Annotated in this window: 22 protein-coding genes, 1 tRNA gene and 1 riboswitch; of the genes, 8 read left to right on the top strand and 15 right to left on the bottom strand. The window is 68.7% G+C overall.

Annotated features, from left to right (window positions below):
* Positions 1–198 precede the first annotated feature (198 nt).
* Both ACIA49_RS34765 and ACIA49_RS34770 read left to right on the top strand, forming a co-directional pair.
* Positions 199–744, top strand: a complete 546-nt coding sequence (locus tag ACIA49_RS34765; RefSeq protein ID WP_396382379.1) for a TetR/AcrR family transcriptional regulator — start codon at positions 199–201, stop codon at positions 742–744.
* An 81-nt stretch (positions 745–825) separates the two neighbouring features.
* The gene (locus tag ACIA49_RS34770) at positions 826–2,997 is read left to right on the top strand and encodes an MMPL family transporter (RefSeq protein WP_396382381.1); all 2,172 of its coding nucleotides are present in this window, start codon (positions 826–828) and stop codon (positions 2,995–2,997) included.
* A gap of 30 nt (positions 2,998–3,027) precedes the next feature.
* Here ACIA49_RS34770 and ACIA49_RS34775 read toward each other — a convergent pair whose 3' ends face one another.
* From ACIA49_RS34775 to cmk, 6 genes are all read right to left on the bottom strand, one after another.
* Positions 3,028–3,801, bottom strand: a complete 774-nt coding sequence (locus ACIA49_RS34775; RefSeq protein WP_396382383.1) for a group I intron-associated PD-(D/E)XK endonuclease — start codon at positions 3,799–3,801, stop codon at positions 3,028–3,030.
* Between the two features lie 48 nt (positions 3,802–3,849).
* Positions 3,850–3,922: transfer RNA gene (locus ACIA49_RS34780), tRNA-Pro, on the bottom strand.
* A gap of 56 nt (positions 3,923–3,978) precedes the next feature.
* Complete coding sequence (locus ACIA49_RS34785; protein ID WP_396382385.1) at positions 3,979–6,237, bottom strand: exo-alpha-sialidase; 2,259 nt, start codon at positions 6,235–6,237, stop codon at positions 3,979–3,981.
* Positions 6,238–6,393: 156 nt separating this feature from the next.
* Positions 6,394–7,773, bottom strand: a complete 1,380-nt coding sequence (gene der, locus ACIA49_RS34790; protein ID WP_396382387.1) for a ribosome biogenesis GTPase Der — start codon at positions 7,771–7,773, stop codon at positions 6,394–6,396.
* Positions 7,766–8,494 carry a lysophospholipid acyltransferase family protein gene (locus ACIA49_RS34795; protein ID WP_396382388.1) on the bottom strand — a complete coding sequence of 243 codons (729 nt, stop codon included), beginning with the start codon at positions 8,492–8,494 and terminating at the stop codon, positions 7,766–7,768. Before ACIA49_RS34795 ends, der begins: the two co-directional genes overlap by 8 nt.
* Complete coding sequence (gene cmk / locus ACIA49_RS34800; RefSeq protein ID WP_396382390.1) at positions 8,491–9,159, bottom strand: (d)CMP kinase; 669 nt, start codon at positions 9,157–9,159, stop codon at positions 8,491–8,493. The genes ACIA49_RS34795 and cmk overlap by 4 nt, the downstream gene beginning before the upstream one ends.
* 80 nt (positions 9,160–9,239) lie before the next feature.
* Here cmk and ACIA49_RS34805 point away from each other — a divergent pair, with 80 nt between their 5' ends.
* From ACIA49_RS34805 to ACIA49_RS34815, 3 genes are read left to right on the top strand one after another with little or no spacing between them, the layout of a single operon-like run.
* Entirely contained in the window at positions 9,240–10,112 is an 873-nt protein-coding gene (locus ACIA49_RS34805) for a LysR family transcriptional regulator (protein WP_396382392.1), read from the top strand.
* A 49-nt stretch (positions 10,113–10,161) separates the two neighbouring features.
* The gene (locus ACIA49_RS34810) at positions 10,162–11,217 is read left to right on the top strand and encodes a tartrate dehydrogenase (RefSeq protein WP_396382394.1); all 1,056 of its coding nucleotides are present in this window, start codon (positions 10,162–10,164) and stop codon (positions 11,215–11,217) included.
* Positions 11,214–12,107: an alpha/beta fold hydrolase gene (locus tag ACIA49_RS34815; protein WP_396382396.1), complete on the top strand. Its 894-nt coding sequence runs from the start codon at positions 11,214–11,216 to the stop codon at positions 12,105–12,107. Before ACIA49_RS34810 ends, ACIA49_RS34815 begins: the two co-directional genes overlap by 4 nt.
* Positions 12,108–13,005: 898 nt before the next feature.
* Here ACIA49_RS34815 and ACIA49_RS34820 read toward each other — a convergent pair.
* The 8 genes from ACIA49_RS34820 to dop all read right to left on the bottom strand — a co-directional run bounded on the left by ACIA49_RS34820 (position 13,006) and on the right by dop (position 20,142).
* Positions 13,006–14,070 (bottom strand): prephenate dehydrogenase, encoded by a 1,065-nt coding sequence (locus tag ACIA49_RS34820; RefSeq protein WP_396382398.1) that lies wholly within the window; start codon positions 14,068–14,070, stop codon positions 13,006–13,008.
* Entirely contained in the window at positions 14,067–14,435 is a 369-nt protein-coding gene (aroH, locus tag ACIA49_RS34825) for a chorismate mutase (protein ID WP_391544425.1), read from the bottom strand. Before aroH ends, ACIA49_RS34820 begins: the two co-directional genes overlap by 4 nt.
* A gap of 42 nt (positions 14,436–14,477) precedes the next feature.
* The gene (locus tag ACIA49_RS34830) at positions 14,478–15,347 is read right to left on the bottom strand and encodes a bifunctional 5,10-methylenetetrahydrofolate dehydrogenase/5,10-methenyltetrahydrofolate cyclohydrolase (protein ID WP_396382400.1); all 870 of its coding nucleotides are present in this window, start codon (positions 15,345–15,347) and stop codon (positions 14,478–14,480) included.
* Positions 15,348–15,371: 24 nt separating this feature from the next.
* A riboswitch (ZMP/ZTP riboswitch) is annotated at positions 15,372–15,462 on the bottom strand.
* A gap of 529 nt (positions 15,463–15,991) precedes the next feature.
* Positions 15,992–16,606 (bottom strand): NUDIX hydrolase, encoded by a 615-nt coding sequence (locus ACIA49_RS34835; RefSeq protein ID WP_396382402.1) that lies wholly within the window; start codon positions 16,604–16,606, stop codon positions 15,992–15,994.
* The gene (prcA, locus tag ACIA49_RS34840) at positions 16,603–17,469 is read right to left on the bottom strand and encodes a proteasome subunit alpha (RefSeq protein ID WP_396382403.1); all 867 of its coding nucleotides are present in this window, start codon (positions 17,467–17,469) and stop codon (positions 16,603–16,605) included. The genes ACIA49_RS34835 and prcA overlap by 4 nt, the downstream gene beginning before the upstream one ends.
* 22 nt (positions 17,470–17,491) lie before the next feature.
* Positions 17,492–18,334: a proteasome subunit beta gene (prcB, locus tag ACIA49_RS34845; RefSeq protein ID WP_396382405.1), complete on the bottom strand. Its 843-nt coding sequence runs from the start codon at positions 18,332–18,334 to the stop codon at positions 17,492–17,494.
* A gap of 8 nt (positions 18,335–18,342) precedes the next feature.
* Positions 18,343–18,552, bottom strand: coding sequence for a ubiquitin-like protein Pup (locus ACIA49_RS34850; protein ID WP_132411737.1), 210 nt, complete (start codon positions 18,550–18,552; stop codon positions 18,343–18,345).
* A 69-nt stretch (positions 18,553–18,621) separates the two neighbouring features.
* Positions 18,622–20,142: a depupylase/deamidase Dop gene (gene dop / locus ACIA49_RS34855; RefSeq protein WP_396382407.1), complete on the bottom strand. Its 1,521-nt coding sequence runs from the start codon at positions 20,140–20,142 to the stop codon at positions 18,622–18,624.
* An 82-nt stretch (positions 20,143–20,224) separates the two neighbouring features.
* On the opposite strand from dop, the gene ACIA49_RS34860 reads away from it, so the two are divergent.
* Genes ACIA49_RS34860 through ACIA49_RS34870 form a run of 3 tightly spaced genes read left to right on the top strand, consistent with a single transcriptional unit; the run spans position 20,225 to position 22,167 of the window.
* Positions 20,225–20,710, top strand: a complete 486-nt coding sequence (locus tag ACIA49_RS34860; RefSeq protein WP_396382656.1) for an NUDIX hydrolase — start codon at positions 20,225–20,227, stop codon at positions 20,708–20,710.
* A gap of 36 nt (positions 20,711–20,746) precedes the next feature.
* On the top strand, positions 20,747–21,358 hold the full coding sequence (locus ACIA49_RS34865) for an RNA polymerase sigma factor (RefSeq protein WP_396382409.1): 612 nt from the start codon (positions 20,747–20,749) through the stop codon (positions 21,356–21,358).
* Entirely contained in the window at positions 21,355–22,167 is an 813-nt protein-coding gene (locus tag ACIA49_RS34870; RefSeq protein ID WP_396382410.1) for a hypothetical protein, read from the top strand. The genes ACIA49_RS34865 and ACIA49_RS34870 overlap by 4 nt, the downstream gene beginning before the upstream one ends.
* Here ACIA49_RS34870 and ACIA49_RS34875 read toward each other — a convergent pair.
* The gene (locus tag ACIA49_RS34875; RefSeq protein WP_396382412.1) at positions 22,164–22,496 is read right to left on the bottom strand and encodes a hypothetical protein; all 333 of its coding nucleotides are present in this window, start codon (positions 22,494–22,496) and stop codon (positions 22,164–22,166) included. The two genes, ACIA49_RS34870 and ACIA49_RS34875, sit on opposite strands and share 4 nt — an antisense overlap.
* Positions 22,497–22,517: the final 21 nt, after the last annotated feature.

Genomic DNA, 22,517 nt, shown 5'->3' on the forward strand with positions numbered 1-22,517 from the left:
CAAGCTGAATACACGCCCCCGACAGACCCTGGGCTGGCAGACTCCAGCCCAAGCCCTCAACGAGGCGCTACGTGCAACAACCGGCTGAAACCACCCGCACAAATCTGACTGGTGGGTGCCCAAGGTGATTTCGTGATGCGGGGCACAATCCTGACCGATCGGTTGAAAACTGGCCGATCGGTCAGGGAAGATGAGGGTATGACCACGACTCCGGCGCGAGAGCGCACCCGGCACGAGATCGTGCGGCAGGCGATGGGGTTGTTCCAGGGGCGCGGGTTCAGCGCGGTGTCGTTGCAGGACATCGCGACCGCGGCCGGATGCTCGAAAGCGACTGTGCTCTACCACTTCAACGGGAAGGCCGCCGTACTGGCTGCGGTCCTGGAGCCGGCGGCGGCGGACCTGACGGTGATCGTGGCGGCCGCGGACCGGATGCCACGGGCCGAGGCGCAGGAGTACGCGATCGGCCAGTTCACTGATCTTGCGGTGCGCTATCGCGGGGTGATGGATGTGCTGCAGGAGCTGATTCCGGTGATCGAAGAGGTCCCGGAGCTCAGGCAGCTGGTGGCCGACGGCATCCGGCTGAAGGACTTTCTGGCCGGGTCGGACGATCCGCTGGAGCACGACCTGGCGGGGTTCGCCATCAACGGGTTGATGGGTGAGTGCCGCTTCCCTGGTGACCGGACCGACGAGGAACTACGCCGGTTCTGCGATATCGGGCTGCGCCGCCTGCTCAGACCCAACTGATCCACCTGAGTTTGTTCTACCGGCTCGCCGAGTACGCGGGCGGCCGGCCTCTGCCCGCACGTCAGAAACGGATGCCATCCGATGGCCAACCTCCTGTACCGGCTCGGCCGGTTCTCCTACCAGCGCCGGCGTCTGGTCGCCGCGATCTGGGCGGTGTTCATCGTCGCGCTCGGGGTCGGTGCGCTGACCCTCGGTGGCGGCACGACCAACACCTTCTCGATCCCGGGGACCGAGTCGCAGCGTGCTCTCGACGCCCTCAAGCAGGACCTGCCGGCCGCGAGTGGCGCGTCGGCGACGATTGTGGTGAAGGCGCCGGACGGCAAGACGCTGGCCGACCCGACCGTGAAGGCCGCCGTCGGCGCGACCGTCGCCAAGGCCGCCAAAGTGCCCGAGGTGATCGCCGCGATCGACCCGTTCACCAGCAAGGCGATCAGCCCGGACGGGCGGACCGGACTGATCAGCGTCCAGTTCGCGAAGCCGGCCGACGAGCTTTCCAAGGCGAGCACCGAGGGGTACGACGGTCTGTCCGCGCTCAGCACGGGTGACCTGCAGGTGGTCCCGGGCGGCCAGGTGGTCGGCGGCGTACCGGAGATCGGTGTCACCGAGGTCATCGGCGTCGTCGTCGCGGCACTCGTGCTCGTCATCACCTTCGGCTCGCTCGTCGCAGCCGGTATGACGCTTCTGACCGCCCTGCTCGGTGTGGCCGCCGGGATGGCCGGGCTGTTCATCGTGACCGCGTTCACCGATGTCTCCTCGACCGGTCCGATCCTGGCGTTGATGCTCGGCCTCGCGGTCGGTATCGACTATGCGCTGTTCATCAGCTCGCGGCACCGCACTCAGCTCGCCGAGGGGTTGGACGCCGAGGAGTCGGTGGCGCGGGCGACCGCGACCGCGGGGTCCGCCGTACTGTTCGCCGGCGCGACCGTCGTGATCGCGCTGGCCGGATTGTCCGTGGTCGGCGTACCGTTCCTGACCGCGATGGGACTCGCCGCCGCCGCGACCGTGCTGACCGCCGTACTGGTCGCGCTCACGCTGGTTCCGGCCATGCTCGGCTTCGTCGGCGACCGGATCCTGCCGCGCAAGATCCGCAAGACGCCGGCTGCCGTCGTACCGGCTGAGGGGTTCGGCTTCCGCTGGGGCCGGTTCGTGACCCGCTTCCGCATCCCGATCGTTGCCGTCGGCATCGTTGGTCTCGGGCTGCTCGCGATCCCGGCCAAGGACATGCGGCTCGCACTGCCCGACGGCGCCTCCGCGGCGGCCGGCAGTCACCAGCGCGTTGCCTACGACCTCACCGCCGAGGCCTTCGGTCCGGGCGCCAACGGTCCGCTGATCGTCGTGGTGAAGAGCAACGACCCGAAGCAGTCCGGCGCAGTGGTGCAGCAGTTGCTGACCAAGGTACCGACGCTGCCCGATGTCATCGCGGCTCAGCCCGCTGCTGCCAGCCAGGACGGTACGACGCAGCTGGTGCAGATCATCCCGAAGAGTGGACCTGCCTCCGAGGCGACCTCCGACCTGGTGAAGAACGTCCGCGACACCGTGCAGCCGCTCGCCACCAACGGAGCGACGATCTCGGTCACCGGTAACACCGCGGTCGGTGTCGACGTCTCACAGAAGCTCGCCGACGCGCTGCCGATCTACCTCCTCCTGATCGTCGGGCTGTCGTTCCTCCTTCTGCTGCTGGCATTCCGCTCGATCCTCGTCCCGCTCAAGGCAACCCTCGGGTTCGTCCTCACGATCGGTGCGACCTTCGGCATCACCGTCGCCGTCTTCCAGGAGGGTCACCTGGCCGGCCTGTTCGGCATCGACAACCCCGGTCCGATGGTGAGCTTCCTGCCGATCATCATGATGGGCATCCTGTTCGGCCTCGCGATGGACTACGAGGTCTTCATCGTCTCCCGCGTCCGCGAGGAGTTCGTGCACGGCAAGCAGGCCACCGCCGCCACCGTCGAAGGCCTCGGCCACGGCGCCCGCGTCGTCACCGCGGCTGCCCTGATCATGGCCTCGGTCTTCGCCGGGTTCATCCTGGTCCACGACCCGATCATCAAGGCCATCGGCTTCGGCCTGACGATCGGCGTCCTGATCGATGCCTTCATCGTCCGGATGACGCTCGTACCGGCCGTCCTCAGCCTGCTGGGCAAGGCCGCCTGGTGGTTCCCGAAGTGGCTCGACCGCATCACCCCGAACGTTGACATCGAAGGCGAATCCCTCCGCGTCGAAGAGAAGCCCGCGCCGGAACTCGCCGAGATCCACTGACCCCGTGAGGGGGCACCACCCGGCGCCCCCTCACCGCAACAAGCTCGATGCATCTCCCACGCGATATGACAGGTAGCTCTCGGCCGAGATCCCCACCCGCCCGGCGAGAACAGTACTGGGAATGACGAAGATGCTGCCGTCTCCGAGCAAGATGAAGAACAGATCGATCGTGTCCGGGTCGTACGGCATCTTGCCGGCGGACTTGTCGAGCGTGTACGGGCGCCGACCGACGCCCACATTCCAGTAGCCACGACCGTTGCGCGCGGCGCACGACTTCACCTGTACGCGCTGGACGCCCCGCGACGTCGTGACCAGCAGGTCGTACTCCTGGGGTTCTACCGGCAGCGCCACCGCGCAGCCGTGCAACGTGAACCAGGCCATCGCAACACCGGACGCCGCATACCGGAGAGCGTCCATCTCCAGTGGGGCGTCGAACACCTCAGCAGCCTGCATCGGCTGCGGCGTCAGATGCGAGCTGTCCAGACCGAGCCGGACCGAATGCCCCTTGACCCGCACGCGATTCTCGCCGTTGTCGATCACGTCGAGCGCGGCCAGCACCTCGGCCCAGCTGCCTGCCGCAGCAACGGCGTCCCGCAACTGGCGATCCGACCAACGGCGTTGTGCTGTGAAGTGCGACGTCTCCAACTCGAGGCGGACAGCATGCCGCTGCACCGTTCGAATCGCGCCCGCCGACGCGCTCTTCAGACCGACTGCCCGGGCGACCCCGCGCCACGAGCGATTGTTCCGCACTGCCGAGCGCAGGTCGTCGTCGGTCCAGCTGCGTCGATCCCCCAGGCCTGTCATGGCAACAAAATAAAGAGGAGCACCGACAGAATCGGTGCTCCTCCATTGTCGGGCTGGCGAGATTTGAACTCGCGACCTCCGGTCCCCCAGACCGGCGCCCTAACCACTAGGCCACAGCCCGCCCGCCCGGCTCCCAGGAGCCGAACGGGGTAAACCTTACCCCATGTCGGGGGGTGGTTATGAACGGGGTGGGAGGGTGATGGTTCGGGACCAGATGGTGGAGGTGGGGGGCTTGTTGAGGGACCAGTTGGCGCCTCGGTCGCCGAAGGCCAGGAGGGTGGTGGGGCCGGTTTGGATGAGGGAGCCGTTGGCGGAGTTGCGGTAGTCGACGTAGGTGGGTGGGGACCAGGTGGTGCCGTTGCCGTCGTTGGAGACGGCCATGGACTGGCCGGGGCGGCCGTAGTACAGGAGGAGACGGTTGTCGGGGAGCAGGACGAGGCTTGGGAAGACGCCGGTCATGGGGACGCCGTTGGCTTGCAGGGGTGTGGGGGCGGTCCAGGTCTTGCCGTTGTCGGTGGAGCGCGCCTGGTACATCTGCAGGTAGGAGCCGGTGCGCATGACGGCGAGCAGGCTGCCGTCGGCGGTGCGGACCACACCGGCTTCGCAGAAGCCTTCGCCGTTGATGGTCGCGCTGTAGGCGATCGTGGACTGCGTCGTCCAGTTGAGTCCGCCGTCGGTGGAGCGGATGAGGATCTGGCGGTAGCGGGCGTCGCCGTCGTAGTAGCCGTAGCCGGACTGGTACAGCGTGCCGTCCGGGTCTTCCACGACGCCATGGACCAGGACGAAGCCGCCCATCGTGCGGCCCGGCCGGCTGCTGGTGGAGCTGATCGGTTTCATGACTACCGGCGTGGTCATGGCGCCGACGCGGATCGCGCTCCAGGTCTGGCCGCCGTCGTGGGACACGGAGGACTCGACGTCCGCGCTGCGGTTCCCGGTGCGCATGAAGGTGTGGTATGAGACCGCGAGCAGGTCACCGTTGCGCAGCTTCGACAAGCTGTACGACTGCTCGGTCGGCATCGGGTTGCGGGTAGGCACGGGCTGCCAGGTGCCGCCCTGGTCGGGTGACGCGGCGAGGCGTGTGCCGTTGCTGGCGGTGACGTCGGCGTGCGCGCCGTACGTCACCAGCGATTCGGTGCCGTTGGCAACCGCTGAGTGCGGCATCTGCAGCAGATCGTTGTTCACCGAGTCGACCGTGACAGCCGGCCCGACCGTGACCGATCCGGGCGGCAGTACGTCGGCAGCGGGCAGCGCGGAGACGTCGTCGACGAAGAACTCGTCGCCGGTCGGCGCGGTCCCGTTGCTCGACACCTCAAAGGTCGTGAGGTCAGTGACGCGCCGCATCCCGATCGGCCCACCGGCCAACTGCCGCACGCCGTTCACCGAGACCTGTGCTTCTTCCTGATCCGCAGCGACCTGTACGGCGACCTGGTTCCAAGCCCCGATCCGTACGGCGCCCGCCGGGCTCACGGTCGTCCAGTAGTTCCCGTCGTACCAGCGCAAGCTGCCGTCGGACCCGATCGCGATGTGGAAGACGAGCCGCTGGTCGGCGAACCCTTCCATGTGGCCCTGCAGCGAGATCTGGAACCCGTTGGCCATCGCGACCGGGTAGACCGCGAGCTTCAGGTCGACCCCGCGCTGCGGCACGAGCGGGCACGAGATCACGGTCTGCTTGTCGGTGGCCCGATCGTTGAGCCGCAGCGACCGCGCTCCGGTGTTCGCGCGCAGCGTGCTGACCACACCGGCCGCCTTGCCGGCAGGCGTGGTGCAACCAGCCGGTACGGCGTCCACCGGCTCGGACTCGAATCCGCGGCCGGCCGTGGTCCGCACATCGTCGAAGAAGACCTTGTCGCCCTGCGGGACAGTGCCGTTGCTGGCGAACTGATACCCGGTCAGGTCGAGGACGGCCGCCGTACCGGCCCGATTCGCCGTACCGACCACGGCGCCGTTGACCGACACCTGCGCGGAGCCCGGTCCCCCGTCGACCCGGAAGGTGTTCCAGGCGGCGAGGTGCACGGTGCCGGCCGGTGCGAGCGGCGACCAGCTGGCGCCGTCGTACCACTGGATGGCGCCGTTGGACTGGACGTTCAGGTGGTAGATCACGCCGGCCGCGCCGCCCTGCCAACGGCCGAGGAGGCTGACCAGGAACCCGTTGGGCACGCTGGCCGGGTACGTCGCGAACGACAGTGAGGTGCTCGGTGCCGGATCCAGGGGGCACGTGATCACTGTGTGCGACGAGGCGGACACGTCATTGACGAGGAGAGAGCGCGCACTGGCGTTCGCGCCACGTTCCGAGCTGACGACCGCGGCACCCTTCCCAGCCGGCGTCGTACAGCCGGACGGGACAGCTCCGACCGCCTCAACCTCGTACGAGCGCGCGACGCCGACAACCTCGGCCGCCACCGCGGGGGCGGTAACGGCTACGAGAGGTGTCGCCACAACGGCAAGCGTCAGGGCAAATTTGAGCGAGCGGAACACGGGCGGCCTCCGGAGAGCGTGTCGGAACCGACCACTCTGCCTGACAGGTCACCTATCTGCCCAGCTATTTCAGGGCAGTCCAAAGGCTGGTCAAACCAGCCCCGAAGCTTCGCCGGATCAGCGTTTCTTGTTCTTCTGCCGGGCCCGGATCTGGACATGCACGGGGCTGCCGACGAAGCCGAAGTCCTCGCGCAGCCGGCGCTCGATGAACCGCTGGTACGACGGCTCGATCTGCCCGGAGGTGAAGATCGCGAAGGTCGGGGGCATCGTGGTCGCCTGGGTGCCGAACAGGATCTTCGGCTGCTTGCCGGAACGGACCGGGTGCGGGTGCGCCGCGACCAGCCGGCCGAGGAACGCGTTCAGCTGGCCGGTCGGGACGCGGGTCTGCCAGCCGTCGAGGGCGGCCTCGATCGCCGGGACCAGCTTCTCCATGTGCCGGCCGGTGAGCGCGGAGATGTTCACCCGCGGCGCCCAGCGGAACTGGACCAGGTCGCGGTCGATCTCCTTCTCCAGGTAGTAGCGCCGGTCCTCGTCGACCAGGTCCCACTTGTTGTAGGCGATGACGAGGGCCTTGCCGGCCTCCTCGACCGCGTTCATGATCCGGATGTCCTGCTCGGTCATCGGCAGCGACGCGTCGACCACCACCACGACGACCTCGGCCCGCTCGATCGCGGCGTTGGTGCGCAGCGAGGCGTAGTACTCGTGGCCCTGGACGTTCTTCACCTTGCGGCGGATACCGGCGGTGTCGATGAACCGCCACTCCTTGCCGACCAGCGTGATCAGCTCGTCGACCGGGTCGACCGTCGTACCGGCGATGTCGCTGACGACGACCCGGTCCTCCTTGGCGACCTTGTTCAGCAGTGAGGACTTGCCGACGTTCGGCTTGCCGACGATCGCGATCCGGCGCGGGCCACCGCTCTCGGGGTCGCGCTCGGGCGGGGCCTCGGGCAGCGCGGCCAGGACGGCGTCGAGCATGTCACCGGTCCCCCGGCCGTGCATGGCCGAGATCGGGAACGGTTCGCCGATGCCGAGACCCCACAGGTTCATCGCCTCGGACTCGACCCGCTGGTCGTCGACCTTGTTCGCCGCCAGCACGACCGGCTTGCCGGACTTGCGCAGGACGCGGACCACGGCCTCGTCGGCGTCGGTGATGCCGACGGTCGCGTCGACCACGAACAGCACCGCGTCGGCGGCGTTGATCGCCACCTCGGCCTGGGCGGCGACCAGCGCGGCCATGCCGACCGCGTCCGGGTCCCAGCCGCCGGTGTCGACCACGGTGAAGCTACGGCCGGCCCAGTCGGCGTCGTACGAGACGCGGTCCCGGGTCACGCCCGGGGTGTCCTCGACGACGGCCTCGCGGCGGCCGATGATGCGGTTGACGAGCGTGGACTTGCCCACATTCGGCCGGCCGACGATCGCGAGCACGGGCAGCGGACCGGAGTCCTCCGCTTCGTGCGTCGTTTCGTCGAAGTCGTAGCCCGTGGGCAGGTCAGTCATCAGGGTCCTTCTTGTCTGGCGCACCCGGGAGCGGGTGACCGGTGGCTGCGACGGCGGCCTTGATATGGGCACGCAGCATGTCGCCGATCTGGTCGGCAACCGCCCGTACGTCGGAGTGCCGCCGAGGAAAGGATACTCGGTCAACCGTGAACGGTTCGCCGTACACGACGTCGACCCGGCTCCCAGCCGGCGGGAAACCCTCCACGTCACCGTGCGGCAGCCGCGTCCCGAGCAGTGCCACCGGCAGGATCGGCGCCCCGGTGACCATCGCCAGGTACGCCGTTCCGAGCCGGATCCGGGTGAAATCACCGGCCCCGCGGGTGCCCTCGGGGTAGATGCTCAGCACCCGGCCGTCGCGCAGGACCTTGATCGACCGCCGGATCGCGAGCGGGTCGTAGGACGTCCGGTCGATCGGGATCTGCCCGATCCGGCGCAGGAACAGCCCCTGCAGGCCGCCGAACGCCTCGATCTTGCCGAGCTGGTGGAGCATCCGGGGCGCGGTCGCCCCGAGCAGCGGGCCGTCCAGCAGGCTCAGGTGATTCGGTGTCATCAGCACCGGGCCGGTCCGCGGGAACAGCTCCTGGTGATGGACGTGCAGGTCGTACTTGCGCGCGAAGTACCGGCTCGCGACCGCCCGGACCGGGACAGCCAGCCGGTACGGCAGCTTGGGAAGATCGTCTGTGGTCGGCAGTTCCTGGCGTCTGGTGAGCTCGGCCGTCACCCTGTCGAGGCCTCCTTGGCGAGTCTGCTGATCACGTCGATGACCTCCTCCAGGGAAAGATCGGTGGAGTCGATGGTGACCGCGCCGTCCGACGCGACCTGGAACTCCGACACGGTGGAATCGTCGCGGTCGCGACGGATGATCTGGTCGCGCAACTGCTCCGCGGTGACCGAGCCGGCGCCCAGTTCGGCGCCGCGCCGCGCCAGCCGGGCCTCCTGGTCCGCGGTCAGCAGCACCTTCAGCTCGGCGTCGGTGGCGACCACGGTCGCGATGTCACGGCCCTCGACCACGATCCCGCCGCTGGGCTGGGCGTCGTCGATGATCGCGCGCTGCCGCTGGATCAACTCCTTGCGAACGTCCAGATTGGTCGCGATCTTGCTGACCCGCTCACTGATCCGCGGCTCCCGGATCGCCGCGGTGACGTCGGTCCCGTCCGCGATCACGAACTGGTGCAGCGGGTCGGTGCTCAGCTCGAGCCGCAGCTCACGTGCCCGCTGCGCGACCGCCGCGGTGTCGTCCAAATCCAGGCCGTGCTCGATCGCCGACCACGTCACCGCCCGGTACGTCGCCCCGGTGTCCAGGAACCGCAGTCCCAGCCGGTCGGCCACACCCCGAGCGGTACTCGACTTACCGGACCCGCTCGGCCCGTCCACAGCGATGATCATGGCCCGAGAATATCTGCCGCCGAGGCCTATTGGTTCCACATGGCCCTCGACCAACTCTGCCCGTGTGTGAAACTGCGGGCATGGATGCTCGGCACCTCCGGTACTTCCTGGCGGTGGTCGATCACGGCACCGTGAGCCGGGCTGCCGAGGCCCTGTACGTCGCTCAGCCCTCCCTGTCCCAGGCGATCCGGGCCCTCGAACGCGAGCTCGGTACGGAGCTGTTCCAGCGGGTCGGTCGTCGACTCGTCCTCACCTCGGCGGGTCAGGCGCTGATCGAGCCGGCCCGGCAGGTGGTCCGCGGGCTGGAGAACGCGAAGGCGCAGGTCGACTCGGTCGCGGCTGTTCGAACCGGCCGGGTCGAGATCGCGGCGATGCCCTCGCAGTCCGTGGATCCGCTCATCGGCATGATCCAGGCCTTCACCGCGCAGTACCCGGGCCTGACGGTCACCGTCCGAGCCGCCTTCACGGTCGACGACGTGGTCGCCCGGGTCCGCGGTGGTGAGACCGAGCTGGGCCTGGTCGCCTCCCCCGAACCACTGACGCTGGCCGGTATCGAGGTGCACCGGCTCGGGCACCAACGGTTCATGGTGGTTGCCCCGCCGGATGGCCCGTTCGCCGGACAGGACGCCGTACGGGCTGAGGAGTTGGCTGGGCAGCGGCTGATCGTCGGGCAGGTCGGCAGCGGAATGCGCCGGGTCGTGGACGAGATCCAGGCGAGCGGTGTCGCGCTGACCGAGGTCGTGGAGACTGAGCATCGCGAGATGATCCTGCCGCTGGTTCTGGCTGGTGTCGGTGTCACGGTGCTGACTGATGCATGGACGGCGCTGGCTCGCCGTACCGGCGCTCGGGTCCTTGAACTCACACCGCCCCGCAGCCTGCACCTCAGCCTGATCAGCCGCACCGACCTGACACCGGCCGCACGAGCGTTCATAGCCGCAGTGGATATGCCGTAGTGATCACTCGTCTTGGACCCCAGCCGCACCGGCGTGGTGCGATCGGCTCATGACCACGCACCGCATCGCACTCATCCCCGGCGACGGCATCGGCCAGGAGGTGACGCCCGCGGCCTGCCAGGTCCTCGACGCCGTCGGCCGCCGCCACGGCATCAGCTTCGCGTACGACGAGTTCGACTGGTCCTGCCGCCGGTACGTCGAACTCGGCGCGATGATGCCGACCGACGGACTCGACCAGATCCGCCACCACGACGCGATCTTCCTCGGCGCGGTCGGTGATCCGTCGGTCCCCGATCACGTGTCGCTGTGGGGGTTGCTGATCCCGATCCGCCGCGGGTTCCAGCAGTACGTGAACCTGCGGCCGGTGAAGGTCTTCGAGGGTGTCGAGAGTCCGGTACGGCGGGCGCGGGCCGGCGAGGTCGACCTCGTGGTCGTCCGGGAGAACGTCGAGGGCGAGTACGGCGAGATCGGGGGCCGGCTGAATCGCAGGTTCCCCGAGGAGCTCGCCGTCCAGGAGTCGGTGTTCACGCGGACCGGCGTCTCGCGGATCGCGGAGTACGCGTTCACGTTGGCGGCCGGTCGTCGCGGGCACGTGACGTCGGCGACGAAGTCGAACGGGATCATCCACACGATGCCCTTCTGGGACGAGATCGTCGCCGAGACCGCGGCCCGGCACCCATCGGTGGCTTGGAACTCCGAGCACATCGACGCGCTCTGCGCCAAGGTCGTGCTCGATCCGGCGCGGTTCGACGTGATCGTCGGCTCCAACCTGTTCGGCGACATCCTGAGTGACCTGACCGCGGCCGTTGCCGGGAGCATCGGTATCGCGCCGGCGGCGAACCTCAACCCGTCGCGCGAGTTCCCGTCGATGTTCGAGCCGGTGCACGGCTCGGCGCCCGATATCGCCGGGCGCGGCATCGCGAATCCGCTGGGTGCGATCTGGACGGCCGCGATGATGCTCGATCATCTGGAGCACCCCGAGGCGGCTGATCAGATTCGGACGGCGATGGCCGACGTACTGGCGAAGACACCGATCCGGACGCCGGACCTCGGCGGTACCGCGACCACTGTGGAGTTCACCCGCGCCCTCCTGGAGTTCACATGAGCCTGCCGCTCGCCTTCAGCTACCAGAAGATCGATGCCGACGGCATCGAGATCAACTGCGCGGTCGCCGGTTCCGGGCCGCCACTTCTGCTGCTGCACGGCTACCCGCAGACGCACGCCATCTGGCATCACGTCGCGCCAGCGCTCGCGGCCGACTACACCGTCGTACTGACCGATCTGCGCGGGTACGGCGACAGTGCGAAGCCTGCACCGACCGCCGGGGACCACGAGTATTCGAAACGCGCGATGGCGCGTGACCAGCTGCTCGTGATGAGGTCGCTCGGCTTCGATCGGTTCGGGCTGGTCGGTCACGACCGTGGTGGGCGGGTCGCGCACCGGCTCGCGCTCGACTCCCCCGAAGCCGTCTCGAAGCTGGCCGTGCTCGACATCGTGCCGACCCGCCACACCTTCGAGAACGCCGACCTCGCGTTCGGCCTCGGATACTTCCACTGGTTCTTCCTTGCCGCCGGCAACGGCATCCCCGAACGACTGATCGGCGGCGACCCCGAGTTCTGGATCACCGCCCGGATGAACGCCCGCCACCACGGCGGCTCCGCCTTCGACCCGGCCGCCATGCGCGAATACATCCGCTGCTTCTCCGACCCAGCCGCCATCGCCGCCTCCTGCGCCGACTACCGAGCCGCCGCCGGAGTCGACCTCGCCCACGACCGCGCCGACACAGGCCGCCGGTTGGCGATGCCGCTCCTTGCCCTGTGGGGTGAACACGGCTTCGTCGGCGGCAACTACGACGTACTGACCGTCTGGTCGGAATACGCCGCCGACGTCCGCGGCCGCGCCCTTCCCTGCGACCACTACCTCCCGGAGGAGCAACCCGCGCTGGTCGTCGAGTCACTCCGCGACTTCTTCGCCGACACAACCGACTGCACGTAGTCACCCGTCGCCTCCGTCGCGCCGCGCCGGGTGTGCGGGTGTGGCGATCCCGCCACTACCTGCAGTCGTTCATGCGGCCGGCTCGGTACGGCGGCTGGTTACTCGCCGCCGCGGCCTGCTGACAGAGACGGGTGGCGGGGCGGTCTTTGGCTGAGGGGGATGGTGCGGTCGGCGACCATGTGTACGTTGCTTGGGCTTCCGGGCTTTGGTTGCGGCTAGTGACGAGGAGGCCTAAATAGTGACCTCCGCTGTGGTTCTGCAGTTGCTGGGTCGCTGGGGGTGCCGCTGCGACTCGGCCGGCCCGGGGAACGTCGTTAATTGGTGCATTTTCGTCACCGAGTCCCCAAACTCCACCAACTAACGCGACCAGCCCGCGCCGATGTTCCGCCCGCTCGTTATCGGTGACTTTTCGGCAACACAGCACCTGTCGCGCTACGGCTCCCAAACCGGTTTGGGGAGGGTTCGCCGCGCCCGAACAGCGATCTGGGGAGGATTCACCCCCCGGATCGGTCCTAGATCCGCCCCAAACGGCCCGACCCCGAAACCTGATCCTCCCCAAACCGGTTTGGGGAGGATCGCCTGCCAAATCGCCACGGCACATAGCGCCGAAAGGTTCACCGACAACGCAGGTCGTGGACCTCAGCAACAGCCCGGAAGCCCAGGCAACGGACACGCAGTCGCCGGCCGCACCAACCCCCGCAACCAGGCACCCAGCCCAGCCACCCGCCACTGTAAATCGGCCGCCGCGGCGAGCAACCAACCGCCGTACCGAACCGGCCGCATCGGAGCGAACGCGCGCCCGGACCGGCCGCAGGCCGAGGAGCGCGGGAGCGCCAGTTTGTGGATACTCCGGGCCGCCCCTTGGCGCCAGGGCTCCACAAAGGGAGCGAAGTACGGATTAGCGGTGGACGACCCAGCCTCGGTCGGTGAGGGTGGCGACCAATTGGTCGTCGGAGCCTGGTTGGACCAGCAGTTCGACTTCACCGACTGGGCGGCCGGGGCTGTGGTCGATGCGGAGGTCTTCGACGTTGGCGCCGGAGGCGGCGGCGTCGTTGAAGAGGCGGGCCAGTTGGCCGGGGCGGTCGGGGATGGTGACGAGGACGCTGACCAGGTCGATGTGCGGGGCGCCGTGCTTGCCGGGGACGCGGATCGCGCCGGAGACGCCGCGGGCGAGCATGGTGGTGAGCTCGTCGCCGGCCTCTTCTTTGCCGAGGGCAACCAGTACGCGGTCGAGTTCGTCGCGGATCTGCTCGAGCAGGCCGGTGAGGGCGGCCGAGTTCGCCGAGACGATTTGGGTCCACAGGCCGGGGTCGCCGGCGGCGATGCGGGTCACGTCGCGAACGCCTTGGCCGGACAGTTGCAGGTGTGAGTTCGGGGCGTCGACGAGGGTGCCTGCAGCCAGGGACGACATCAGCTGCGGCAGGTGGGAGACGCGGGCGACGGCCATGTCGTGGTCCTCGACCGACAGCTCGACGGTCCGCGCGCCGCACGCCTCGGCGAGGCAGCGGACGAGCTCGACGGCCTCGGGCGAGCTCGTCTCGTGCGGGGTGATCGCCCAAGTTGCACCGTCGAACAGGTCAGCACGCGCGGCCAGTGGGCCGTTGCGCTCCGAACCGGCCATCGGGTGACTGCCGACGTACCGGGTCAGGTCCGCCGACAGCAGCCGGGCGTCGGTCAGCGGCTTCGACTTCACACTCGCGGCGTCGGTGACGATCGCGTCGGTCTGCGCGAGCTGCTCGGCGATCACCGAGCCGACGTGATCCGGCGGTACGGCGACCACCACGAGCTGCGGTTCGATCTGCACCAGCCGTGATCCGGCGCCGATGCGCTCGGCCATCAGCGCGTTGTCGGGATTGGCGTCGACCAGCTCCACGACGACACCCAACCGGGCCAGGGCGAGGCCGATCGACGTACCGATGAGTCCGGCGCCGACGATGCGAACCGGGCCACGTAGTTCGGTCACTGGGCGCCTGTCAGGTCGGGACGGAGCGCGGTCGCGCCGTGCAGGTAGACGTGCTGGATCTTGTCGCGGGAACGATCCGACTCGGTGTGCACCATCAACCGCACCACGCGCGGCAGCGCATGCGGTACGGCGATCTCCTGCATGCACATCAGCGGTACGTCGGTCAGTCCGATCTGACGGCCGGCGACCGCCGGGAACTCGGAGCTCAGGTCCGGCGTGACGGTGAACAGGATGCTGATCAGGTCCGCGCTGTCCAGATCATTCGCCTCCAGGACGGCCTTCACCAACTCTGCGGTCCGCTCGAGCAGGTGCTCGCGCTCGTCCGCATCCAGTTGGGTGGCTCCCCGGATCGCCCGCACCGCCACGTCACGCCTCCTCGTCAAAACTGTTCCGGCAACCTCTACAGCCTAGGCCAGAGTCTCCACGGACTGGACAGCCGTCTCGGAAACCTCGGCCGCGTCGACGGTCTGCTCCAGCAGCAGCGCGATCGTCATCGGCCCGACCCCGCCCGGAACCGGCGTGATCAGGCGAGCCACCTCGGACGCCTCACCGAAGTGCACGTCGCCGACATTGCCTTCGTTGTATCCGGCATCGATCACCACCGCGCCCGGCTTCAGCCAGTCGCCCCGGACGAAGTTCGCCTTGCCGACCGCGGCGACCACGATGTCCGCCGTACGGACGATGTCGGGCAGCCCGACGGTGCGCGAGTGGGTGTAGGTCACGGTGGCATCCGATGCCAGCAGCAACATCCCGGCCGGCTTGCCGAGGATCGGGCTGCGGCCGATCACGACCGCGTGCGCTCCGGACAGCGGTACGTCGTAGGCCTCGAGCAGCCGCATGATCCCGCCCGGCGTACACGACCGGAACCCGGGCTCGCCGAACGCCATCGCCGCGAACGAGTGCATGGTCACCCCGTCGACGTCCTTGCGCGGGTCGATCGCCTCGAAGGCCGCGCGCTCGTCGATGTGGCTCGGCACCGGGTGCTGCAGCAGGATCCCGTGCACCTCGGGATCGCTCGATAGTTCGGTGAGCGTCGCGACCAGTTCGGCGGTGGTGGTCTCGGCCGGCAGCACGACGCTGCGTGAGCCGATCCCGGCCTTCTTGCTGCGGTTCTGCTTCATCCGCACGTACGTCGCGGAGGCCGGGTCGTCACCGACGAGCACGGTCGCAAGGCACGGCTGCACCCCGGATGATTCGCGCAGCTTCTCGGCACGAACGGCGGCGTTCGTCACCATCTCGGCGGCGAGGTCGGTCCCGATCATCAGTTCGGCGGTCATGGGCGCACTCCTCTGGGCAACAAGTCGAAATGCCCAGGCGCGCGGCGACAGCCGGATCCTCCGGCAGGCCGCTCCCCGGTGGTACTCCACCTCAACGCCAGTCGCAGACCCAGCGCCAGCATACCTTCGCCCACGCCTGCTCCCCCTCACCACCGCTCGCCCCGCCGACGCTGCTGGTGGTGGGCCCGCCGTTGACTCCGCTACCGCGGCTACGGACGAGTTTGGTCACAGGAGCGCGTTCAGACCCACCGGGCCAGACCACCACGGCGTCGCGGCCCAGCCGACGAACACGCCCGACGACGCCAGCCACACACGGCTTCGCAGGTCCCCTGCCCAACAGAGGCGCAGTACCTCGGAGATCTGACTGCCGGCATCGACAGACTCTCCGCCGGCCGGCAATCGCGGCCAACTCCAGCAATCGGCCACCAGCCATTTCACTGGCTAGCCACTGGAATGAGGGGTTCTACACCCTCATACGGGTACCTAACCCCGCATTTCGGTGGCTAGCCAGGCAAATCGGGTCCCCGCGATCGCGAGCCGAGCGGGACAAGCGGCGTTGCGGTTCCGGTGGGTGGGTGGCCTTGATCCGATGGTTAGGGGCCAGCGGGATGGGGCGAACTGAGCCCGGGCGGAGCGGGGCGGAGTTAGAGGAGGTTCGCGTGATCCAGGGCCGCGTAGGCGGTGTCGGTGCCGGTCATGGCGCCCGGCGTCCGGAGTTCGGCGCGGAACTCTTCCACGCTGAGCTCGACCGGGACACAGTCCTCGGCGTCGTCGAGTTGCTGTTTGCCGTTGGGACGGCAGCCGCGGGCGATGGCGACGTACTTGCGGAAGGTGGACGACGTACCGGCCCAGAGCCAGCCGACGATCTCGATGCTTTCGCAGGTGTAGCCGGTCTCTTCTTCGAGTTCGCGGGCGCCGCCGGCCTCGGGCTCCTCCCCCGGGTCGATCAGTCCGCCGGGCAGGTTGGTGACGACGCTGTCGGGACCGGGACGGAACATCCGGACCGTCACGATCCGGCCGTCCGGGGTCAGCGGCAGCACGGTGACGCCGCTGGCGATCCTCTCCGCGGACTCCGGTCCGGTGACGTCCCAGTCGACCTCGTGCCCGTTGGGCATCCGGTAGTGGCGGACGCGCACGGTCAGGAACCGCTGATAGGCGACCTTCTCGCCCAGCAGCTCCCATGGCTGCGGGTCGGCGGCCCGAGACGACTCAGCCGTCACGTCGGACGTGACGGCTGAGTCGGTGGTTCGGTCCGTCACAGCGGACGACTGTCGTCGGGGTCCTCCGGCGGCGCGATCGGCGCATCGTCATCGTCCGCAGACGAAGACGAGGATGACGCTGACGACGTTCCGGCCGAGGTCGCGGGTTCGGCGTCGGCCGACGCGGCGGCTTCCGCGGTGGCCTCCTCGATGTCGGCGGCCGGCTGGGACTCGGACAGGATCCGGGCCAGCGTCTCTTCCGAGATCCGCTTGAACTTCCGCACCTGGGACCGGGTCCGGTCCAGTACGGCGACCTCGAGCTGGTCCGAGGTCAGTTCACGCGGCTCGGAGCTGTCGTGACCGAGGGCGTCGACGGCCAGGCGCAGTGCCCCGGCCAGCGAGATGCCTTCGGTGTAGTGCTCACCGACGTACTCCGCGACCTGCTCGGCCTGACCACCCATCACCGCATAGCCACGGACGTCGGCGATCGAGCCGTCGTAGGTGAGCCGGTAGATCTGGTCGTCGGCCGTGGAGGCGCCGATCTCGGCGACCAGGATCTCGACCTCGAGCGGCTTCTCGCCACCGGAGGAGAAGATCGCGCCGAGGGTCTGCGCATACGCGTTGGCCAGCGCCCGGCCGGTGACGTCGCGCCGGTCGTAGGAGTACCCGCGCATGTCGGCCAGGCGCACGCCGGCGATCCGCAGGTTCTCGAACTCGTTGTAGCGGCCGACGGCGGCGAACGCCATCCGGTCGTAGATCTCGGCCACCTTGTGCAACGCGGGCGAACGGTTCTCCGCGACGAACAGGATGCCGTCGGCATACTGCAGCGCGATCGCGCTGCGGCCCTTGGCGATGCCCTTGCGGGCGAAATCCGCCCGGTCGCGCATCAGCTGTTCAGGGGATACGTAGAACGGCGTGCTCATTCGTCCTCTATCAGTCGATGGGTCAGGTCAGGGACGCCGAAGCGGGGCCGTCGGGACGCTCATGGCGCTGCGCCCAGGCCGCGTCGACCAGCGTGGCGACCTCGTCCTCGGGCAGCCGCTGGTAGCCGTCGGCGGTGACCACGCCGATCACCGGGAAGATCCGCCGCAGCATGTCCGGGCCGCCGGTGGCCGAGTCGTCGTCGGCCGCGTCGATCAGCGACTGGATCGCCACCGTCGCGCAGTCGGTCGCCGACAGGTCCTCGCGGTACAGCTTCTTCAGCGCGCCCCGGGCGAACAGCGAGCCCGAACCGACACTGTGGAAGTGAGTCTCCTCGTACCGGCCGCCGGTGGCGTCGTAGGAGAAGATCCGCCCGCCCTTACGGTCGTGGTCGTAGCCCGCGAACAGCGGCACCACGGCCAGTCCCTGCATCGCCATCGCGAGGTTGCCCCGGATCAGCGCGCTCAGCCGGTTGGACTTGCCGTCCAGGCTGAGCGTGGTGCCTTCGAGCTTCTCGTAGTGCTCGAGCTCGACCTGGAACAGCCGGACCATCTCGATCCCGAACCCGGCCGATCCGGCGAACGCGACCGCCGAGTACTCGTCGGCGGGGAACACCTTCTCGATGTCCCGCGAGGCGATGATGTTGCCCATCGTGGCCCGCCGGTCGCCGGCCATCAGCACGCCACCCGCGAAGGTGGCCGCGACGATCGTCGTACCGTGCGGGACCTGGTCGGAGAAGTCGGCCTGCCCCAGGCTGCGCCGTCCGGGCAACAGGTCGGGCGCGTGCCCGGCCAGGAAGTCCATGAACGACGTGCCACCTGGGGTCAGGAAGGCTTCCGGCAACCGGCCGGAGGCATCAAATGTCATCGAGCGGTTCACTCCCCACCCTTTTGCACGAACCCGCGGACGAACTCCTCGGCGTTCTCCTCGAGCACCTCGTCGATCTCGTCGAGGATCGAGTCGACGTCCTCGTCGAGCCGTTCCTTGCGCTCGGCCACGTCTTCCGACGTGGTCGACTGCTCGACCTCTTCCTCGGTCGTCGAACGCTTCGGCTGCTTGTGCTGCTGCCCGCCGTCCTTCGCCATCGCACACACCTCCTAGAACCGCAGTGGAAGAGACGCCCAACCGCTCTCCCGTTGCTTCTAAGAGCGACCCTACCCGGCGGCACCCCCAGTGATGGTGCGAACCAGGTCACTCGCGGTGTCGCACTGGTCCAGAAGGGCACCGACATGGGCTTTCGTGCCCCGCAGCGGGTCCAGGGTCGGGATCCGCTGCAGCGACTCCTTGCCCGGCAGATCGAAGATCACCGAGTCCCAGGAAGCGGCCGCGACCTGCGGCGCGTACTGCTGCATGCAGCGGCCGCGGAAGTAGGCGCGGGTGTCGGTCGGCGGGTGCGAGACCGCCATCCGGATCTCCTCGTCGGTGACGACACGCTTCATCCGGCCGGAGCTGACGAGTTTGTAGTACAAGCCCTTGTCCGGGCGCAGGTCGGCGTACTGCAGGTCGACCAGGTGCAGCTTCGGGTCGTCCCACTCCAGGCCGTCGCGGTCGCGGTAGGACTGCAGCAGCTTGTACTTCGCGACCCAGTCGAGCTGGTCGGCCAGCTTCATCGGATCGATCGCCAACTGGTCGAGCACCTGCTCCCAGCGGTGCAGCACGTCCTTGGTCTGGCGGTCCGCGTCGTCGCCGTACTTGTCCTCGACGTACTTACGCGCCTGCTCCAGATACTCGGTCTGCAACTGGACCGCGGTCAGCTTGCGGCCGTCCTTCAACGTCATCAGATGCTGGCAGGACGGGTCGTGGCTGATCTCGTGCAGCGCCTGGACCGGGCGGTCGACGCCCAGGTCGTCGGTCAGCCAGCCGTCCTCGATCATCGCCAGCACCAGCGACGTCGTCCCGACCTTCAGGTACGTCGAGATCTCCGACAGGTTCGCGTCCCCGATGATCACGTGCAGCCGGCGGTAGCGGTCCGGGTTCGCGTGCGGCTCGTCGCGGGTGTTGATGATCGGCCGCTTCAGCGTCGTCTCCAGGCCGACCTCGACCTCGAAGTAGTCCGCGCGCTGGCTGATCTGGAACCCGTTCGTGCCACCGTCCTGGCCGATCCCGACCCGGCCGGCGCCGGTGACGACCTGGCGGCTGACGAAGAACGGCGTCAGGTGCCGCACGATCGACGCGAACGGCGTCGACCGGCGCATCAGGTAGTTCTCGTGCGACCCGTACGACGCGCCCTTGTTGTCGGTGTTGTTCTTGTAGAGGTTCAGCTGCGGCGCACCAGGGATCTGCCGGGCCTGCCGCGCGCCCTCCATGATCACGAGCTCGCCGGCCTTGTCCCAGACCACCACGTCGCGCGGGTTGGTGCATTCGGGGGCCGAGTACTCCGGGTGGGCATGGTCGACGTACAGCCGGGCGCCGTTGGTGAGGATGACGTTGGCCAGGCCGGTCTCCTCGTCGGTGAGCTGGCTGGTGTCGGCCACCTCCCGGCTCAGGTCGAAGCCGCGCGCGTCCCGCAGCGGGTGCTCCTCGTCGAAGTCCCACCGGGTCTTGCGCGCCAGTGGCTGCGTCTGGGCGTAGCCGTTCACCACCTGGCTCGAGGTCAGCATCGGGTTGGCCCCGGGCTGGCCGGGCACCGAGATGCCGAACTCGGTCTCGGTCCCCATAATGCGCCGCACACTCATATCCACGAGCCTACGCGGTTCCGCCCCCAAACCGGGGTGCTTTGTGCACAGGCGCTCGTGTGAGACTGCCCGCGTGGACGAAATGGTGGCGATTCTCAGCGACGACAACGTGGTCATCGATGCGCAGCCGCGATCGGTGATGCGCCGCGACAACCTGCGCCACTCCGCGACCGGCGTACTCGTCCGGAATGCGGCCGGCGACATCTACGTGCACCGCCGTACCGACACCAAGGACGTCTACCCGGCCTGCTACGACTTCATGGCCGGCGGCGTCATCGACGCCGGAGAGGACCCGTACGACGCGGTCGTGCGCGAGCTCGCCGAAGAGCTCGGCATCAGCGGCGCGGAGCTCACCAAGCTGCCCGAAGGCGACTACGCCGACGCCTTCACGAACTACCACGCCTACCTCTACACCTGCGTCTGGGACGGCCCGGTCACCCACCAGCCCGAAGAGGTCGCCTGGGGCGCCTGGATGACCCCAGCAGAGCTCGTACGACGTCTGGCCGAGTGGTCCTTCGTCCCGGACACCACGGCCCTCCTGGGCGCGTACATCCGCGACCTCGTCTGATGCAACCATCGGCAGGACGACCGGTCATTGACTGGTGTGACCAACATCCTGACCGACGAGGCGGAGCCCGTGACGGCACCACCGGATCACGAGCTGTGGGACCGGCTACGCAGCGGTGACCACCTGGCGCTTGGTGAGCTGTTCGATCGGCACGCAGATGCCGTCCACGCGTTCGCCTTCCGCCGTACGGCGTCCTGGAGCACAGCCGAGGACGTCGTCCAGTCCACGTTCCTCAACACCTGGCGCCGCTTCCAGCGCAACCCGCCCGGGCCGCTGACCTCGCCGACGGCGCGCGGCTGGCTCCTGGTCGTCGCCCAGAACGAGTGCCGCACGCTGGCCCGGACCGCGGCCCGGATCCGGCGGCTGATCGACCGGCTGCCCGATCCGGAACCCGACGCCGATCACTCGACGGCGGTCGTCCAGCGCTTGGACGACGAACGCCGCATGTCCGCGATCCGCCGAGCGGTCGACCGCCTCCCCCGCCATGAGCGCGAAACGCTCGAGCTCGTCGTGTGGGCCGGTCTGACACAGGCCGAGGCCGCCGACGCACTTGGCGTACCGGTCGGCACCGTCAAGGCCCGCCTGCACCGGGCCCGACGGCGCTTCCCCGACCTCGTGTCCAGTGACTTCCTTCAGGAGCTCTCGTGATCGACCTCGAGCCACCCAGCGTTCCGCCGCTCACCCAGTCGCAGCACGACCGGCTGCGCCGCAACGTCATGACCAAGACCCGCCCCTCCTCCAGTACGGCGCACAAGTGGGCCGCGCCCCTGGTCGCAGTCGGCGCCGTCGCGGCAGTCGTCGCGGGCGGCGTCATCGTCGTACAGCACACCGGCAACCAGCAGCAGCCCCCAGCCGCCGCTACGACGCCGTCCCCGAAATCCGTCGCCATTCCCGCGCCCAGCATGCCGCCGCAGTCGGCCACCATCCTGCCGTTCCCGACCGCGGTCGACCTCGGTCCGGTGCCGGCAGCCGAGGCTGCCCAGGCGGCCAAGGCATGTCACGTGCCGGGCTCCGGCCCTGGCGGCCTGCAGGTGCTGTGGTCGCGCCGACTCAAGGGCGCCGCGCCAGGCAGCCGCTTTGTCCAGTTGGTGGTGGAAGGCGAGGGGGTGCGGGCCGTCTGCCAGCAGGGCGTCGGCGTCTACATGATCGAGGACACCTACTGGGCCAAGCAGCCCACCGCGCGCCACGCACTGTCAACGGTGGTCGGGAGCAGCTGGAGTACGCAGCCGACGAAGATGTACTTCCAGCACTGGACGCTGTACCGCGCCCGCGCCGACATCGCCCGGGTCGAGTCGCGGTACGTGTGGCCGGGCGGCGCGAGCGACTGGGTCAAGGGCGCCGTCGCGGACGGCTTCGCCTACACCGACAGCCGGGCGATCCCGGTCAGCAAGAACCCGGTGACACCGACCGAGGAGATCCGCGCGTACGACGCCCAGGGGCAGCGCGTACCGGTCTAGCGGCGGCGGCCCCAGGCGCGGGCCAGGTTGATGCCGACCAGGCCGGCCCAGCTGACGACGACGCCGGTGAAGCCGACCATGTTCGCGGAGATTGCGGTGATCGGGATGGCGACGCTCATCGAGACGATCGCCAGGGCCAGGCCGCCCGGGTCGCGTTCGCGGCTCGGGTTGGCCGGGGGCTGGGACTGCGCCGGTACGACGGTGGCGCGGCGCTGGGCGTCGAGCCGTTCCAGGAAGCCTTCGATGATCTCTGCTTCGTACTCCGGCCCCAGCTCCTGACGAGCCGCCACCGCCGCCCGCAGGTCCTTGCGCACATCTTCCGTCGCCATACCGTTCACGGTAGGACCGGC

Origin of the sequence: Kribbella sp. NPDC051587 (genome assembly GCF_044453945.1) — a bacterium.
Taxonomy (GTDB): Bacteria; Actinomycetota; Actinomycetes; order Propionibacteriales; family Kribbellaceae; genus Kribbella.

Bases quoted from the DNA above. Each gene is read 5' to 3' on its own strand.
- ACIA49_RS34765 (WP_396382379.1), top strand. From the start codon at position 199: ATGACCACGACTCCGGCGCGAGAGCGCACCCGGCACGAGATCGTGCGG.
- ACIA49_RS34770 (WP_396382381.1), top strand. From the start codon at position 826: ATGGCCAACCTCCTGTACCGGCTCGGCCGGTTCTCCTACCAGCGCCGG.
- ACIA49_RS34775 (WP_396382383.1), bottom strand. From the start codon at position 3,801: ATGACAGGCCTGGGGGATCGACGCAGCTGGACCGACGACGACCTGCGC.
- der (WP_396382387.1), bottom strand. From the start codon at position 7,773: ATGACTGACCTGCCCACGGGCTACGACTTCGACGAAACGACGCACGAA.
- cmk (WP_396382390.1), bottom strand. From the start codon at position 9,159: ATGATCATCGCTGTGGACGGGCCGAGCGGGTCCGGTAAGTCGAGTACC.
- ACIA49_RS34805 (WP_396382392.1), top strand. From the start codon at position 9,240: ATGGATGCTCGGCACCTCCGGTACTTCCTGGCGGTGGTCGATCACGGC.
- ACIA49_RS34810 (WP_396382394.1), top strand. From the start codon at position 10,162: ATGACCACGCACCGCATCGCACTCATCCCCGGCGACGGCATCGGCCAG.
- ACIA49_RS34815 (WP_396382396.1), top strand. From the start codon at position 11,214: ATGAGCCTGCCGCTCGCCTTCAGCTACCAGAAGATCGATGCCGACGGC.
- ACIA49_RS34830 (WP_396382400.1), bottom strand. From the start codon at position 15,347: ATGACCGCCGAACTGATGATCGGGACCGACCTCGCCGCCGAGATGGTG.
- prcA (WP_396382403.1), bottom strand. From the start codon at position 17,469: ATGAGCACGCCGTTCTACGTATCCCCTGAACAGCTGATGCGCGACCGG.
- prcB (WP_396382405.1), bottom strand. From the start codon at position 18,334: ATGACATTTGATGCCTCCGGCCGGTTGCCGGAAGCCTTCCTGACCCCA.
- ACIA49_RS34850 (WP_132411737.1), bottom strand. From the start codon at position 18,552: ATGGCGAAGGACGGCGGGCAGCAGCACAAGCAGCCGAAGCGTTCGACG.
- dop (WP_396382407.1), bottom strand. From the start codon at position 20,142: ATGAGTGTGCGGCGCATTATGGGGACCGAGACCGAGTTCGGCATCTCG.
- ACIA49_RS34860 (WP_396382656.1), top strand. From the start codon at position 20,225: ATGGTGGCGATTCTCAGCGACGACAACGTGGTCATCGATGCGCAGCCG.
- ACIA49_RS34875 (WP_396382412.1), bottom strand. From the start codon at position 22,496: ATGGCGACGGAAGATGTGCGCAAGGACCTGCGGGCGGCGGTGGCGGCT.